This window comes from Nocardia sp. NPDC005998, from assembly GCF_040614395.1.
Lineage (GTDB): Bacteria > Actinomycetota > Actinomycetes > Mycobacteriales > Mycobacteriaceae > Nocardia.
In genome coordinates, this window is sequence record NZ_JBEXUI010000011.1 from 71,894 (window position 1) to 85,809 (window position 13,916).

Annotated in this window: 12 protein-coding genes and 1 pseudogene; 6 read left to right on the forward strand and 7 right to left on the reverse strand. The window is 65.3% G+C overall.

Annotated elements, in window-relative coordinates; genetic code table 11:
• The 3 genes and pseudogenes from ABZ293_RS17475 to ABZ293_RS17485 form a co-directional block, all read left to right on the forward strand.
• Positions 1-630, forward strand: a pseudogene (locus tag ABZ293_RS17475) (hypothetical protein); the annotation flags it as partial.
• Positions 631-640: 10 nt separating this feature from the next.
• Positions 641-1,156, forward strand: a complete 516-nt coding sequence (locus tag ABZ293_RS17480) for an ImmA/IrrE family metallo-endopeptidase (RefSeq protein ID WP_355181696.1) — start codon at positions 641-643, stop codon at positions 1,154-1,156.
• Positions 1,153-2,163, forward strand: a complete 1,011-nt coding sequence (locus tag ABZ293_RS17485) for a hypothetical protein (protein ID WP_355181698.1) — start codon at positions 1,153-1,155, stop codon at positions 2,161-2,163. The genes ABZ293_RS17480 and ABZ293_RS17485 overlap by 4 nt, the downstream gene beginning before the upstream one ends.
• 312 nt (positions 2,164-2,475) lie before the next feature.
• Here ABZ293_RS17485 and ABZ293_RS17490 read toward each other — a convergent pair whose 3' ends face one another.
• Together ABZ293_RS17490 and ABZ293_RS17495 are read right to left on the reverse strand one after the other, a co-directional pair.
• Positions 2,476-2,892 carry a helix-turn-helix domain-containing protein gene (locus tag ABZ293_RS17490; RefSeq protein ID WP_011207048.1) on the reverse strand — a complete coding sequence of 139 codons (417 nt, stop codon included), beginning with the start codon at positions 2,890-2,892 and terminating at the stop codon, positions 2,476-2,478.
• A gap of 362 nt (positions 2,893-3,254) precedes the next feature.
• Positions 3,255-4,418 carry a steroid 3-ketoacyl-CoA thiolase gene (locus ABZ293_RS17495; RefSeq protein WP_355181700.1) on the reverse strand — a complete coding sequence of 388 codons (1,164 nt, stop codon included), beginning with the start codon at positions 4,416-4,418 and terminating at the stop codon, positions 3,255-3,257.
• A 99-nt stretch (positions 4,419-4,517) separates the two neighbouring features.
• On the opposite strand from ABZ293_RS17495, the gene ABZ293_RS17500 reads away from it, so the two are divergent.
• Positions 4,518-5,825 carry a cytochrome P450 gene (locus ABZ293_RS17500; protein ID WP_355181702.1) on the forward strand — a complete coding sequence of 436 codons (1,308 nt, stop codon included), beginning with the start codon at positions 4,518-4,520 and terminating at the stop codon, positions 5,823-5,825.
• Between the two features lie 121 nt (positions 5,826-5,946).
• Here the strand turns inward: ABZ293_RS17500 and ABZ293_RS17505 are convergent, their stop codons facing one another.
• From ABZ293_RS17505 to ABZ293_RS17525, 5 genes are all read right to left on the reverse strand, one after another.
• Positions 5,947-6,363, reverse strand: coding sequence for a nuclear transport factor 2 family protein (locus ABZ293_RS17505; RefSeq protein ID WP_354954411.1), 417 nt, complete (start codon positions 6,361-6,363; stop codon positions 5,947-5,949).
• Complete coding sequence (locus tag ABZ293_RS17510; RefSeq protein WP_355181915.1) at positions 6,360-7,250, reverse strand: TIGR03619 family F420-dependent LLM class oxidoreductase; 891 nt, start codon at positions 7,248-7,250, stop codon at positions 6,360-6,362. Before ABZ293_RS17510 ends, ABZ293_RS17505 begins: the two co-directional genes overlap by 4 nt.
• Before the next feature lie 120 nt (positions 7,251-7,370).
• Positions 7,371-8,540: a thiolase domain-containing protein gene (locus tag ABZ293_RS17515; RefSeq protein ID WP_355181704.1), complete on the reverse strand. Its 1,170-nt coding sequence runs from the start codon at positions 8,538-8,540 to the stop codon at positions 7,371-7,373.
• A complete protein-coding gene (locus ABZ293_RS17520) occupies positions 8,537-9,556 on the reverse strand; it encodes a thiolase domain-containing protein (RefSeq protein WP_355181916.1) in 1,020 nt (339 codons plus the stop codon). The genes ABZ293_RS17515 and ABZ293_RS17520 overlap by 4 nt, the downstream gene beginning before the upstream one ends.
• Before the next feature lie 81 nt (positions 9,557-9,637).
• On the reverse strand, positions 9,638-10,624 hold the full coding sequence (locus tag ABZ293_RS17525; protein ID WP_355181918.1) for an OB-fold domain-containing protein: 987 nt from the start codon (positions 10,622-10,624) through the stop codon (positions 9,638-9,640).
• Between the two features lie 127 nt (positions 10,625-10,751).
• Here ABZ293_RS17525 and ABZ293_RS17530 point away from each other — a divergent pair, with 127 nt between their 5' ends.
• Positions 10,752-11,789 carry an LLM class F420-dependent oxidoreductase gene (locus tag ABZ293_RS17530; protein WP_355181706.1) on the forward strand — a complete coding sequence of 346 codons (1,038 nt, stop codon included), beginning with the start codon at positions 10,752-10,754 and terminating at the stop codon, positions 11,787-11,789.
• 22 nt (positions 11,790-11,811) lie between these two features.
• On the forward strand, positions 11,812-13,368 hold the full coding sequence (locus ABZ293_RS17535) for an acyl-CoA synthetase (protein WP_355181708.1): 1,557 nt from the start codon (positions 11,812-11,814) through the stop codon (positions 13,366-13,368).
• Positions 13,369-13,916: the final 548 nt, after the last annotated feature.

Sequence of the window (13,916 nt, forward strand, 5' to 3'; positions counted from 1 at the left end):
GGTACGGGTTCGGCTGCGGTCGGTTCGGCTGGTGTCGGTACCGGATCTGTGCTGGGTGGTACGGGTTCGGCTGCGGTCGGTTCGGCTGGTGTCGGTACCGGATCTGTGCTGGGTGGTACGGGTTCGGCTGCGGTCGGTTCGGCTGGTGTCGGATCCGCAGGTGTCGGTTCGGCCGGAACCGGTTCCGCCGCGGTCGGTTCCGCGGCCGTTGGTTCCGCCGCGGTCGGCTCGGCGGCCCCGCTGCTCTTGCTGCTGATCCCACTGCCCGTGCTGCCCGCACCGGCAGTGCCATCTGTCCCGATCATCGTCCCGCCCGCGCCACTCGCACCGGCGGCACCGCAACTCGCGCCGGTCCCGGTGGCCGCGCCGCCCGCTCCGGAGCAGGCACCGCCACCGCTGCCCGCACCTCCGGCCGCCCCGCCCGCGGCTCCGGCCAGGCCGAATCCGGATATCCGGCCGACCAGTGCCGACGACGGCCTGCCCAAGCCCAATATGCTCGGCGTGGTCGGCGGCCTGATCGCGCTCGCGCTGGCCGGAATCGGTTCCGGTGCAGTGAGTTTCCAGAGCGCATCGGCCGCACAGGCCCGCATCGACGCCGCGCGTGCCGAGTTCTTCGGACCGAGGACGTGAGGGGCGTTCGATGAGTGAGAGCAGAACGCAAACCGGACTCCGGGCCTACCGACGGGTTGCGGCGGCGGTCGACGCGGTGTGCGCCGTCGCCGCGGATTCCGATGCGACCACCCTGGACGAGGTTGTCGCCGCCATTGCCAGCGAGCGGCGTCGCGAGATCGAAATCGCAAGCGCGGAACTGGGTCCGGGCGTCTGCGGCCAGCGCCGGTTCTATCCGGACCGCGATGTGATCGTGCTCGCCACCACACTGCCGAGCCGCGAACACACCCTCGCACACGAACTGGGCCATATCGTCTTCGACCATGCGGGCGCGCCCGCGCCCGAGGTGACGCTGGAGGCCAGTGACGATCTGATCGCCTACATGCTCAGCCAGCGGGCACATCAGCAGATCGTCGACGACGGTGCGGACGAACTCGCCGAATGGGAGGCCGAAACCTTCGCCGCCATGCTGATGACCCGACTCCGCGTGTTCAACAGCCGGGGCGCAGGCGTCTCGGTCCTTCGATTCGATGAGGCGCTCGGATGACGCTCTGGTTGACGGCCATGCTGGTCTGGGTCGCCGCCGGTGCGCGCGTGGGTCGAGTACTGGTGAAGCCCGCGACGACCGCGCGGGTGGCGATCGTCGTCGCGGTCGCGGCGGTCGCACTCGGGGCCACCGTTGCGGTTCCCGAAATCGCGCTCGCCATAGCCGATCTGCTACCGCGCGGTCTGCCTTCGGGCCCGCTGTCCGATGGCGTCGTGACCTCGGCCTGGATGCTGTTCGCGACCGCGACCTCGGTGGTCGCGTCGGCGGCATGGCCGGTCGTCTCCCGCCGCAATCTGCGTCAGATCGCGTTCGTGATCTATGGCATCGGCTCGGTCGCGATGGCAGTAAATCTGTTCTGGTCCACCACCTTCGGGTGGATCGCGGTCGCGCTCGGCTGCGTTTTCATCGTCATCACCGGTGTGCGCAACCTGGACTGGACGACGCTCGGTCGCGGTATCGCCATCTATACCGCCGGGACCGCGCTCGTCGCGGTGCTCGCCGTGCTGCAGATCCGCAGGGCCGTCATCGACGCACCGGTCGCGAAGCCCGGCGAGCCGGACTGGGGCTGGCCCGCGTGGGCGGCGGCGGCCCTGCTCATCGCGCTCGGCGCGGTGTGGATCGTGGTCGAGCTGTGGATACGTGCGCGAATCCTATTGCGGCAGATCAAGGTTCTGCACCGCACCATGGTCGGGCGGTTCCCGGAAGTGGTCGCGCACGAGCAGAAGAGTACCTCCACTCAGCTCGAGGCATCCGATCAGGTCGCGCAGATCATGGACGCGTTATATCTGCAATCCGGCGGCGGCGTCGAGCTGGTAAGTGCGGGTCCGCCACCGCCGCTGGTGTCCGCGCGAGCCGACCGGGTCGCGCAGTGGGCGCGAAACCCATTGGGTGAGGCGGTAGTCGACGCGCGGTGGATTGCTCCGCCGGAGGGTATTAGTCCCCGCGGGTGGGTCCAGGCAATCGCGCGCGCCTACCAAGCGGGCGCCGCATCGTCGGTCCGAAATTGATCGAGTGACATCAAAACCCATCGGCTCGAGGCATTCCGAAGGACTCGCTCCGGGTATTCAATAAGGTTGACATAGCAAGGAATCCGGCACCGCTTCCGCAGTGCCGGATTCCTTGTGTCTGTTGACGTATCCGCGCAACTGATTTCGTCAGTAGCGGGTCTATTGGGGCGCGCTTTTATCGCAACCCTGTACGCGCCACCAAGCCCACAACTTTAGGGGCACCGCGGGTGTGCCCGCGTTCTGGTGGGGCCATACCCATGACGCAGTACGGTGCGACCCTGTGGGTCGCACCGTACTGCGCTGTGGGTGAACCTATTCGGTGCCATCCGGAGGAATTTCGGGCAGACCTTCACTTGCCCGCAATTTCTCCGCCATGGAGGTGAGGAGGTTCTGTGATTCTTCGGACAGGTCGAACGCCCTGCTCGACAGCCGTCGCAGCCCGTAGCCCTGCAGCTGGGACAGCAACTCCAGATCATGATCGATCTTGGCGGCATAGATGTCGTTGAAGAAGTAGTCCGGCTTGACCTTGAAGAACTTGGCCAGTGCAGCCACCGTTTCGTCCGACGGATTGGTCCGCTGTCCCGACCTCAACTGTGAGAGGTACGGTTTCGAGATCGGATGTCCGGAGGCCGTCAGCGCAGCCGCAACCTCCGCGTTGGTGTGCGGCTTGCGCCCCGGGGGATGCACGGTTTCGAACAGCTTGTTCAGCCGCGCCGCGAAATCAGCCATTGTGAGCCGCCCAATTCCCTTCGCTGTACTAACAGTCGTTATCTCGGATACGTATCATTGATATTAGCGGCTCAGTAACTGAAAACCTACGCCTGATTCAGGATTTCCTTGAAGCTTCTAGGTGCCGCTCCCGGGAAGACACTGCGACGGTCGCGTTTGCGGGTCACGCCAACGGCTCTTGGGAAAACGTGGTGTGAACCGGTTCTTGCCCGTCGCGAGCACCTTCCCCGACGGACTGATGATAACCCCAAGATAGCTGACGAGTCATCTAGTGGCGTGTCCTGGTGTTTGTGTGGCGTACGACACGTTTTGGGCTGATTGGGATGAACGTTCAACCAAGGCACCGGAATTGGTTGAAACTCTTACAATCTCTCGATGATGGTGCCTGTTGCGAGTGCGCCGCCCGCGCACATGAGCACCATCGCGGTGCTGCCTCCGCTTCGCTCGAGTTCGTGCAAAGCCGTTGTGATGAGCCGGGATCCGGTAGAACCCACCGGATGTCCGAGTGCGATAGCGCCGCCGTTTACATTTACCCGGTCCATGTCCGGCTTGTGTACAGAGGCCCATGAAAGCGCAACTGCCGCAAAAGCCTCATTGATCTCGAAAAGGTCGATGTCGCCGATATTCATGCCGGACCGTTCGAGCAGTCGGGTGCAGGCCTGCACCGGCCCGTCGAGGTGGAACTCGGGCTCCGCGCCGACCAGCACCTGCGTCACGATCCGGGCGCGCGGGCGCAAACCCGCTCGCTGCGCGGCCTTTTCGTCCATCAGCAGTACCGCGGCCGCGCCGTCGGAGATCTGCGATGAGGTGCCTGCGGTGTGGATTCCACCCTCCAGGACCGGCTTCAGCTTGGCCAGACCTTCGAGTGTGGTTTCGCGCAGACCCTGATCCCTTGTCACGTCCAGCTTCTCGCCGGTGAGATTGCCTTCCTTGTCGACCGCTGGCGCCGTCACATGCAGCACCTCGCGGTCGAAGCGGCCCTCGGCCCACGCCTGGGCGGCCAGGCGCTGCGAACGGACGCCGAGTTCATCGATATCGGCGCGAGTAATGCCGCGCCGCTTGGCAATACGCTCGGCCGCCTCGAACTGGTTCGGCAGATCGATATTCCAGGAGGCGGGCCGGCGCGGACCGGCGTGCTCGCCGACGTTGGCGCCCAAGGGAACTCGGCTCATCGCCTCCACGCCGCAGGCCATGCCGATCTCGATCGCGTCGGTCGCGATCAGTCCGGCGATGAGGTGGTTGGCCTGCTGTGCCGAACCGCACTGGGCGTCGATGGTGGTGGCGCCGACCTGCCATGGCAGCCCGGCGTGCAGCCAGGCGACGCGGGTCACGTTATTGGACTGCTCGCCGGCCTGGGTGACGCAGCCGCCGATAACCTGTTCCACCTGGGCGGGATCCAGATGTGCCTTATCGAGCAGCCCGCGCTGGGCGAGGCCGAGCAGTTCGGCGGCGTGTAGACCTGCGAGCCAGCCGCCGCGCTTGCCGATGGGGGTGCGAGCGGCCTCGACGATGACGGGTGTGCCCATGTCCAACCTTTCTTCAGGGACAGGAAAATGAAACGTGTGTTCATACCTGCGACAGGCGAATCTGTCCTGTTCTTCCCTCATTATGCAGCCTATGCTTCAATGATTGTAGAACGTGTTTCAGTTTGTCGAAGGAGACATCTGGTGGTTGACCCGCGGAATGCCCGGCCGAATCTGCCGGATGGGTTCGATGTCACGGACCCGGACATTTACGCCGAGCGTGTTCCGGTGGAGGAGTACGCCGAACTGCGTCGCGCCGCACCGATCTGGTGGAATCCGCAGCCCCCCGAAATCGGCGGCTTCCACGACGAGGGCTTCTGGGTAGTGAGCAAGCACGCGGACGTCAAGGAGGTGTCGCGCCGCAGCGATGTGTTCTCCAACTTCGAAAACACCGCGATCCCGCGTTTCAACGACGACATCACCCGCGAGCAGATCGAACTGCAGCGCTTCGTGCTGTTGAACATGGACGCACCGCATCACACCAAGTTGCGCAAGATCATCTCCCGGGGTTTCACCCCGCGCGTGATCAACGGCCTGCGCGCCGAACTCAAGGCCAGGGCCGAGTCCATCGTGAAGGAGGCAGCGAAAAACGGATCCGGCGACTTCGTTACCCAGGTCGCCTCGGAACTGCCGCTGCAGGCCATCGCCGAGCTGATCGGCGTCCCGCAGGAAGACCGCGGCAAGGTCTTCACCTGGTCGAACGATATGACCGGCTATGACGATCCAGAGAACGAGGCCGATCCGGTCGCCGCCTCCGCCGAGGTGCTCGGCTACGCCTACCAAATGGCCGCGGCGCGCAAGGAAAGTCCGGCCGATGACATCGTCACCAAGTTGATCCAGGCCGATGTCGACGGCGATGAGCTGACACCGGAGGAATTCGGCTTCTTCGTCATCATGCTGGCCGTCGCGGGCAATGAGACCACCCGCAATGCGATCACGCACGGTATGGCGGCCTTCCTGGAGCATCCGGATCAATGGGAGCTGTTCAAGAAGGAACGCCCGGCCACCGCCGCCGACGAGATCATCCGGTGGGCGACCCCGGTCACCTCGTTCCAGCGGACCGCACTGGAGGACACCGAACTCGGGGGTGTGCAGATCAAGAAGGGGCAGCGGGTGGTCATGCTCTACCGCTCGGCCAACTTCGACGAGGAGGTCTTCGAGAATCCGGAGCAGTTCGATATCACGCGAAAGGACAACCAGCACTTGTCCTTCGGCGGTACCGGTGCGCACTTCTGCATCGGCGCGAATCTGGCTCGGATGGAGGTCGACCTGATCTTCAACGCCATTGCCGACGCCATGCCCGATATCACCAAGCTCGGTGATCCGAAGCGACTGCGCTCGGGTTGGCTCAACGGTGTCAAGGAATTCCAGGTCGACTACAAGGGCTCGGGCTGCCCGGTCGCGCACTGAGACGTTGCGGACCCAGGCTTGTGTCGGCGGCCTGGGTCCACACGAAAAGGCCCTCGCACCGGTAGTCCCCTTGCCAGTGCGAGGGCCCCTTTCGTGCTGCCCCGAGGGGGAGGCAGCGTGCTCAGGTAGTGCGCTTCGCGGTCGCCATGGCGCGGTCGACCTCCCAAAATGCCCGCAGCGCAGCGATTTTGCCCGTTTCGTCCACCTTGTAGGTGAATACACCCTCGGCATCGATCTGGTGCCCGCCCATTTTGGTGCGGATCAGGCCGGTGAAGGCGATCTCATTGCCGCAGGCGAAGGAGTCCCCGAAGTGGAATTCGATCGAATCGGTCTTCGCGATCGCCATATCCCAGAATGCCGCGATGGCCTCCTTGCCGCGATGGCCCTTGCCCTCCGGATCGAAACCCGAAGGCCCGACGGGATCTTCGACAATGCCGTCGGTCGCGAACAGGTCGACCCACGCCTGCTTATCCCGCGCTCGCACCGCGGCCTGCGATGCGAGTCCGGCGGCCCGTGCTGAATGTTCGGTGGTACTCATACTGCTGCCTTCGCGACGATGGGTTCTTCGATATTCTTCGCGGCGAAGCGGCGCAGTGACTCCTGCTTGGCCGTGAGTTCACCGTCGAAGCCGATGCCTTCGGCCAGCCATGGGATCACGATCGCATCGGTCACCCCGGCATCGGCCAGATCCTGATATCCGGAGCGTCCGAACTTGTCGACGCACACCGCCTGGATCTCGAACGGTACCTGTTCGCGGCCGAATTCGGCGCGCAGCGCGCCGAGCTTGCCGATGGTGGTGCACAGTTCGACATAGGTCATCATTGCCGAGGTCCAGCCGTCACCGACCTTGGCCGCCCGGCGCAGTGCGGGTTCGGTGTGGCCGCCGATGTAGAACGGGACCGGCAAGCTCGGCGCCGGGCTGATCTGCAGCGGATCGAAATCGAAGAATTCCCCGTGGTATTCGACCATGCCACCGCCGAGCACCAACTTGATGACCTCGATCATCTCGTCGACCCGCGCGCCACGCTTGGCGTATGGCACCCCGCACCATTCGAATTCCTCTGGTGCCCAACCGATTCCGACGCCGAATCCGAAGCGGTTGCCGGACAGGTTGGCCACCGAGCCGACCTGCCTGGCGAGCAGCAGCGGATTGCGGGAACCGAGCTTGAGTACGTTGGTGTAGAAGTGAATCCGGCTGGTCACCGCCGCCATGGCGGTCGCACCGATGAGCGGGTCGACCCATGGCGTCTCCGGTCCCCAGAACCGGCTGCCGTCGGCGGTGTAGGGATATTTCGCCGACGCCGACTCCATGTAGAACAGCGAGTCGGGGAGTGCGATCGATGAAAACCCGCACTCCTCAGCGGTTTTCGCCAGCTCGGGCAGCTGCTCCAGCGGACTCAGCGCGATGCCGAGGGTGAACTTCAATGTTCCTTGGCTCATATCAGCGGTCCTAGTAGGCAAAGTATTGTATCGACGTAGTCATCGAATCGGTGTACGTCGACCGGGAAGCGAAGCGCCCCCGGTCGACCTTCGGAGTCCGTGGGCTCAGCGCGGCTGCTCCGAGCCCACAACCCACATGGCGAAGTACTGCGACCCACCGCCGTACGCGTGTCCGAGCGCCTTCTTGGCATTCGCGACCTGATAGTCCCCGGCCCGGCCCATGACCTGTTTGGCGGCCTCGGCGAACCGGATGAGTCCGGAGGCGCCGATCGGATTCGAGGACAGCACGCCGCCGGACGGGTTGACCGGCAGCGTGCCGCCGATCTCGGTCTCGCCCTTATCGGTGAGCTTCCAGCCGTCGCCCGGTGCGGCGAAGCCCAGGTTCTCCAGCCACATCGGCTCGAACCAGGAGAACGGCACGTAGATCTCGGCCACGTCGATCTCTTTGAGCGGGTCGGTGATTCCGGCGGCCTGCCACAGCGCGGCGGCCGCATCCTGTCCGGCCTGCGGACTGACCTGATCGCGTCCGGCGAAGGTGGTCGGCTCGGTGCGCATGGCGGTGCCGTGTACCCAGGCGACGTTCTTGCCGGTGGCCTCGATGGCCTTCGCGGCTTCCTCGTCACCGATCACCACGGCGCAGGCACCGTCCGAGGACGGGCAGGTCTCGTCGAATCGGATCGGATCCCACAGCATCTGGGAGGAGAGCACCTGCTCCAGCGTGATATCGGGCTGGTGCAGGTGCGCTAGTGGATTCTTCGCGCCGTTGCGGCGATCCTTCACCGCGACCATTGCACCGATATGGCCCGGTGCGTTCGACCGGCGAATGTAGGAACGCACATGCGGTGCGAAGTAACCGCCGGCGCCCGCGCCGACCGGCATGGTGAAGGGCACCGGAACCGACAACGCCCACATGGCATTCGATTCCGACTGCTTCTCCCAGGCGATGGCGAGCACTCGCTTGTGCACCCCGGCCTGCACCAGATTGGCGGCGACGATACCGGTGGAGCCGCCGACGGATCCGGCGGTGTGCACGCGCAGCAGCGGCTTTCCGGTGGCGCCCAGTGCATCCGCCAGATACAGCTCGGGCATCATGACGCCCTCGAAGAAGTCCGGCGCCTTACCGACCACCACCGCGTCGATATCGGCGATGGTGAGCCCGGCGTCGTCGAGTGCACGATCGATGGCCTCGCGGCACATGCCCGCCATCGACACATCGGTTCGTTTCGTCACGTGATGGGTTTGTCCGGTGCCGAGCACCGCAGCGGGAAAACTCATCGGCTCGCCTCCGAATCCAATACGGCTACCAAGTTCTGTTGCAGGGCCGGGCCACTGCTGGCATGGGCGAGCGCCCGATTCGCGGTGCCCGCCATGATCGCCTCGGCCGCGAAGCCGATGCGCTCCAGGCCCGCCGCGAACATCGGATTGGCGGCGAGTGCGCCGCCGGACGGATTCACCTTGGTCTCGGGCCGCAACCCGATCGCCTCGGTGAGGATCAGCTGCTGATGGCTGAACTGCGCATGCAGTTCGGCGATATCGAAGCCGCTGGTATCGCCGCCGGTAACCGACTGTGCCGCGGCCGAAGTCGACGGTGAGACGGTCAGATCGCGGGCGCCGAGATTGGGTGTGTCCACCCGGTGCGCCATACCGGTGATCCAGGCCGGGCGCTCGCAGAGTTCCCGGGCCCGGTCGCCGACCGCGAGCACAATCGCGGCGGCGCCGTCGGTGATCGGCGCGATATCGTGCTCGCGCAGCGGATCGGCGACATAGGGTGTGGCGAGCAGGCTTGCGATATCGCCCGAGTCACCGGCGGCGACCGCGGCCATATCGCGCTCGGTCCAGCGACCCGCGTCCAGTCCGGCCCGTGCCTGCAGACCCGCGATCGACCAGGCGTCCGGCCAGAGCGGAGTGACCAGATAGGGATCGAGCTGCATGGTGAGCACTTGGCGCAGCGTGCCCGCGGAGGACTTGCCGAAGCCGTATACCAGCGCGGTCTTCGCCTGTCCGGAGCGCAGTTTCACGAATGCCTCGTACAGCGCCCAGGCGGCGTCCATCTCGACATGCGATTCGTTGATCGGCGGTACCGCGCCGATGGCGTCCACCGCCGAGATGAACGAGAAGGCGCGGCCCGCGAGATAGTCCGAGGAACCGGAGCACCAGAAGTCGATATCGGACTTGGTGATGCCGAGTCGGGTGTAGAGCTGCTGGAAGACGGGCACCAGCATCTCGACACCGTTGGTGGTGCCGAAGGTCTCCGGCACATGCGGTGCGTGGGCGAATCCCACGACCGCGATGTCGCAAGGGGGACGGTAGCCGTCGGAGCTTGCGGAGACGGCGGGGTGGGTAGGCGGAGCGTTGTTCGTCAACGTGGCCTCTCAGAGGTGGTGCTTGTAGGTGTCGTAGTCGGCATCCGGCTCGCCGGTGGGGCGGAAGTGGTCCACATTGCTGAGTCCGAAGCCCCACTCCTCGCGCGGTTTCCACACCGCCTCCACCCGCATGCCCATGCGCACCTCGCTCGCCTCGCAGCCGAGCACCAGGTGCAGCACCGGGATATCGGCGCCGTCGAGCAGCACATAGGCCGCGACATACGGCGGCTTGATGCGCTGGCCGAGGAACGGCACATTCACGATGCAGAAGGTGGTCACAATGCCGCGGTCGGGCAGTTCGACGATCTCGTCGGTCGGCCTGCCGTCGGTCGGATTGGCGCCGCGCGGCGGGAAGTACACCTTGCCCGCGGCGTCGGTGCGCCCGCCGAGCAGTTTGCCCTCGGCCAGGCCGCGCAGGTAGATGGTCTCCTGCGGGGAGGCGCTGTGCATGTAGTTCAGGTCGACCGGTGTGACGAGCACCGTGACCGGCTCGCCGTCCGAACCGGATTGCGCTGGTGCGGTGGAGGTTTCGCCCGGTTCGAAGCAGACGATGTCCTTGATGCTGCCGGTGGGCTCGGTCGCCCACCGGGCGACCACGCGCTGTCCGGTGTGGATGTCCTCGGGTCCGGCGACATCGACGGCGTGCAGCATGGTGGTGTCCGCGCCGTCGAGTTGGATCAGCGCCCAGGCGAACGGGCGGTCGAACGGCTGGCCGGGCAGCGGATCGTGGACCCAGGTCCACGACCGGACGGTGCCGGTATCGGCCACGTCGACGAATTCGGTCAGCGCCGCCGAGGTGACCGGATCGTATTCCGGCGGCGGTACCAGCACCCGGCCGTCCGAGCCGCGCACGCCCACGATCTTGCGGCCGCGCAGCTCGGTCAGGAAGGTGCCGATGACCGGCCCGACCGACCGCGTGTAGTCGAATTGCACCCGAAGGGGTGCACTGAGTACATCGGGCGGTGTGTTCAATTCCGGCCCTCTCTCATCCGCGATTGTGCCGGATGCGGTATTCCCCTGAGTCACGATATCGAGTAGAACAGGTTCTTATTCTGGAGGCAAGAACTTGCTGGCCCTTTCGAGCGACCTGCCAGCGGTCGCTAGCGAGAGAAAGAGATCGGACATGAAGTTCGGATTGCAACTCGGGTATTGGATGGCGCAGCCGCCACAGAATGCGGGCGAGTTGGTGGTCGCCGCCGAGGCTGCGGGGTTCGACGCGGTATTCGCTGCCGAATCCTGGGGGTCGGATGCCTTCGGGCCGCTGATGTGGTGGGGCTCGGCCACGCAGCGGGTGCGGCTGGGTACCTCGGTGGTGCAGATGTCGGCGCGTACCCCCGCCGCGACGGCCATGCACGCGCTGACGCTGGACCATCTCAGCGGCGGCCGGGCCATTCTCGGGCTCGGCGTCTCTGGGCCGCAGGTGGTCGAGGGCTGGTACGGACAGCCGTTCGCCAAGCCATTGCAGCGCACCAGGGAGTATGTCGGCATCATTCGACGCATCCTGGAGCGGCAGGCGCCGGTCACCAATGACGGGCCGCAGTACCCGCTGCCATACACCGGACCGGGATCGACCGGACTCGGTAAGCCGCTCAAGCCGATCGTGCATCCGCTACGTGCGGATATGCCGATCTGGCTGGGTGCGGAGGGTCCGAAGAATGTCGCGCTGACGGCCGAGATCGCCGACGGCTGGCTCGCGATCTACTACGCGCCGCGACTGGCCGGGATGTACAACGACTGGCTCGACGAGGGCTTCGCCAGGGCGGGCGCGCGGCGTTCGCGGGACGATTTCGAGATCGCCGCGAGCTGTCAGGTGGTGATCACCGACGATCCCAAGAGTGAACTCGAGCGGATGCGCTGGATCATGGCGCTTTACATCGGCGGCATGGGTGCGCCGGAGTTGAATTTCCACGCGCAGGTCTACCGGCGGATGGGCTACGAACGCGAGGTAGACGAGATCGGCAGGCTCTTCCAGTCCGGCAAGAAGGCCGAGGCGGCGGCGCTGGTGCCGGATGAGCTGATTCTGGATACCGCGATCATCGGCGACGAGGAGCATGTGCGTAAGCAACTCGAAGTCTGGGAAGCCGCCGGGGTCACCGAGATGCTGGTGTCTGTTCCAGATATCGAGCAGTTGCATCGGCTCGCACCCCTTGTACAGATGTAGAACACGTTCTAAATTCGTAAGAATGACGACGCAGGAGTCAGTAGAAATTCTCGGTCTGTGGAACATCGCGAACGCGGAACCCGATCGGATCGCCCTGGTGGATCCATCCGGCCGCGAGGTGACCTATCGCGAATTGGCCACGCTCGCAAACCGTTACGGCACCGGCCTGCGGGCACTCGGCCTACAGCCCGGTGACGTGCTGGTCAGCATGGTGCACAACTGCGTCGAGGCGGTCGCTGCCTACTTCGCGGCCTACCAGGCCGGGCTGTACATCGTCGCGGTCAACTGGCATCTGACCGGCCCCGAGGTGGCCTACATCCTCGCCGATAGCGAGGCCAAGGCCTTCATCGCGAGCGACCGGTTCGCCGCCACCGCGATCGCCGCGGCGGATGAGGCCGGGCTGCCGGCCACCGCGCGCTTCTCGGTCGGCGAGATCGAGGGTTTCAAGTCCGTGGCCTGGCTGGGTGCCGCCGATACCGGTCGGCCCGACAACCGGACCACGGGTGCGCCGATGCTCTACACCTCGGGAACCACGGGGCGGCCCAAGGGCGTTCGGCGTCCGCTCACCGGCACCGACCCGGATTCCGTTCCGGTGGCTTCGACCGCGTTCTTCGGCCTGTTCGAACTGAATCCCTATGACGATCACGTGCATATCTGTGGTTCGCCGCTGTATCACACGGCCGTGCTGAACTTCGCGACCATCTCTATTCAGTTGGGGCACAAGCTCGTTCTGATGGATCGCTGGGACGCCGAGGAGATGCTGCGGCTCATCGACAAGTATCGGGTAACCCACAGCCACATGGTGCCGACCCAGTTCCACCGGCTGCTCGCGCTGCCCGCGGAGGTGCGCGCGAAGTACGACGTGTCGTCGCTGCGCAGCATGGTGCACGGCGCGGCCCCGTGCCCGGCCGAGACCAAGCGGCAGATGCTGGAGTGGTGGGGACCGACGGTCACCGAGTACTACGCTGCGACCGAGGGCGGCGGCACGGTCATCAACGGCACCGACTGGCTGAAGAAGCCGGGCTCGGTGGGCAAGGCCTGGCCGTGGTCGGTCATCAAGGTGCTCAGCGAGGAGGACGGCTCCGAGTTGCCCACCGGGGAGCCCGGTCTGGTCTATATGAAGATGGGCGCGTCCAGCTTCGAATACCACCACGCCAAGGAGAAGACCGAAGAGTCAAGGGTCGGTGACCTTTTCACCGTCGGCGATATCGGCCACCTCGACGAAGACGGCTACCTCTACCTGCACGACCGCCGCTCCGACCTGATCCTGTCCGGTGGTGTGAACATCTACCCGGCCGAGATCGAGAACGTCCTCACCACCCACCCGAAGGTGGAAGACGTCGCGGTCTTCGGCCTGCCGCACCCGGATTGGGGCCAAGAGGTCAAGGCCGTCGTCCAGCCGGTATCCGGTGTCGAGGGCAATGACGACCTCACCGCCGAACTACTGGCCTACGCCGCAACCCAATTGGCGAAATACAAAATGCCCCGCTCCATCGACTACCTCGACGAACTGCCCCGCGACCCCAACGGCAAGCTCTACAAGCGCAAACTCCGCGACCGCTACATCCCGGCCTCGTAGCGGAGTTCCGTCGAACGTAGTCAAATGGTTGTCGCCACGCCATATTCGGCGGCCCTATGACTACGTTCGGCGAGCACCTGGACTGGTAGCGGGCTGAGGGCCGGCCTTGTGCGGCACGCAGTTGTGTTGCGTCAATTGGGACTTGCCGGCGCTCTTACTCTGTGGGTTGCATACACGCGCTGTCTGGCTGCCTACCGGGCGGCGATGGCCGTCGTTGACTCGGACTCTTCGCTGCCTGTCCGCCCGCCCCGCCTGTCCGCCCGGGCCTGTTCAATTGTCCGGCCGCCTATCCGCGCGGCGTGCTCAATCGCCTGACCTGCCCGTCCGCTCGGATTGCCTGTCCACCTGGTGTGCTTGTCCGCCCGGCTCGATCGCTCGCCTGACCTGCCCGTCCGCTCGGATTGCCTGTCCACCTGGTGTGCTTGTCCGCCCGGCTCGATCGCTCGCCTGACCTGCCCGTCCGCTCGGATTGCCTGTCCACCTGGTGTGCTTGTCCGCCCGGCTCGATCGCTCGCCTGACCTGCCCGTCCGCTCGGACTGCCTGTCCA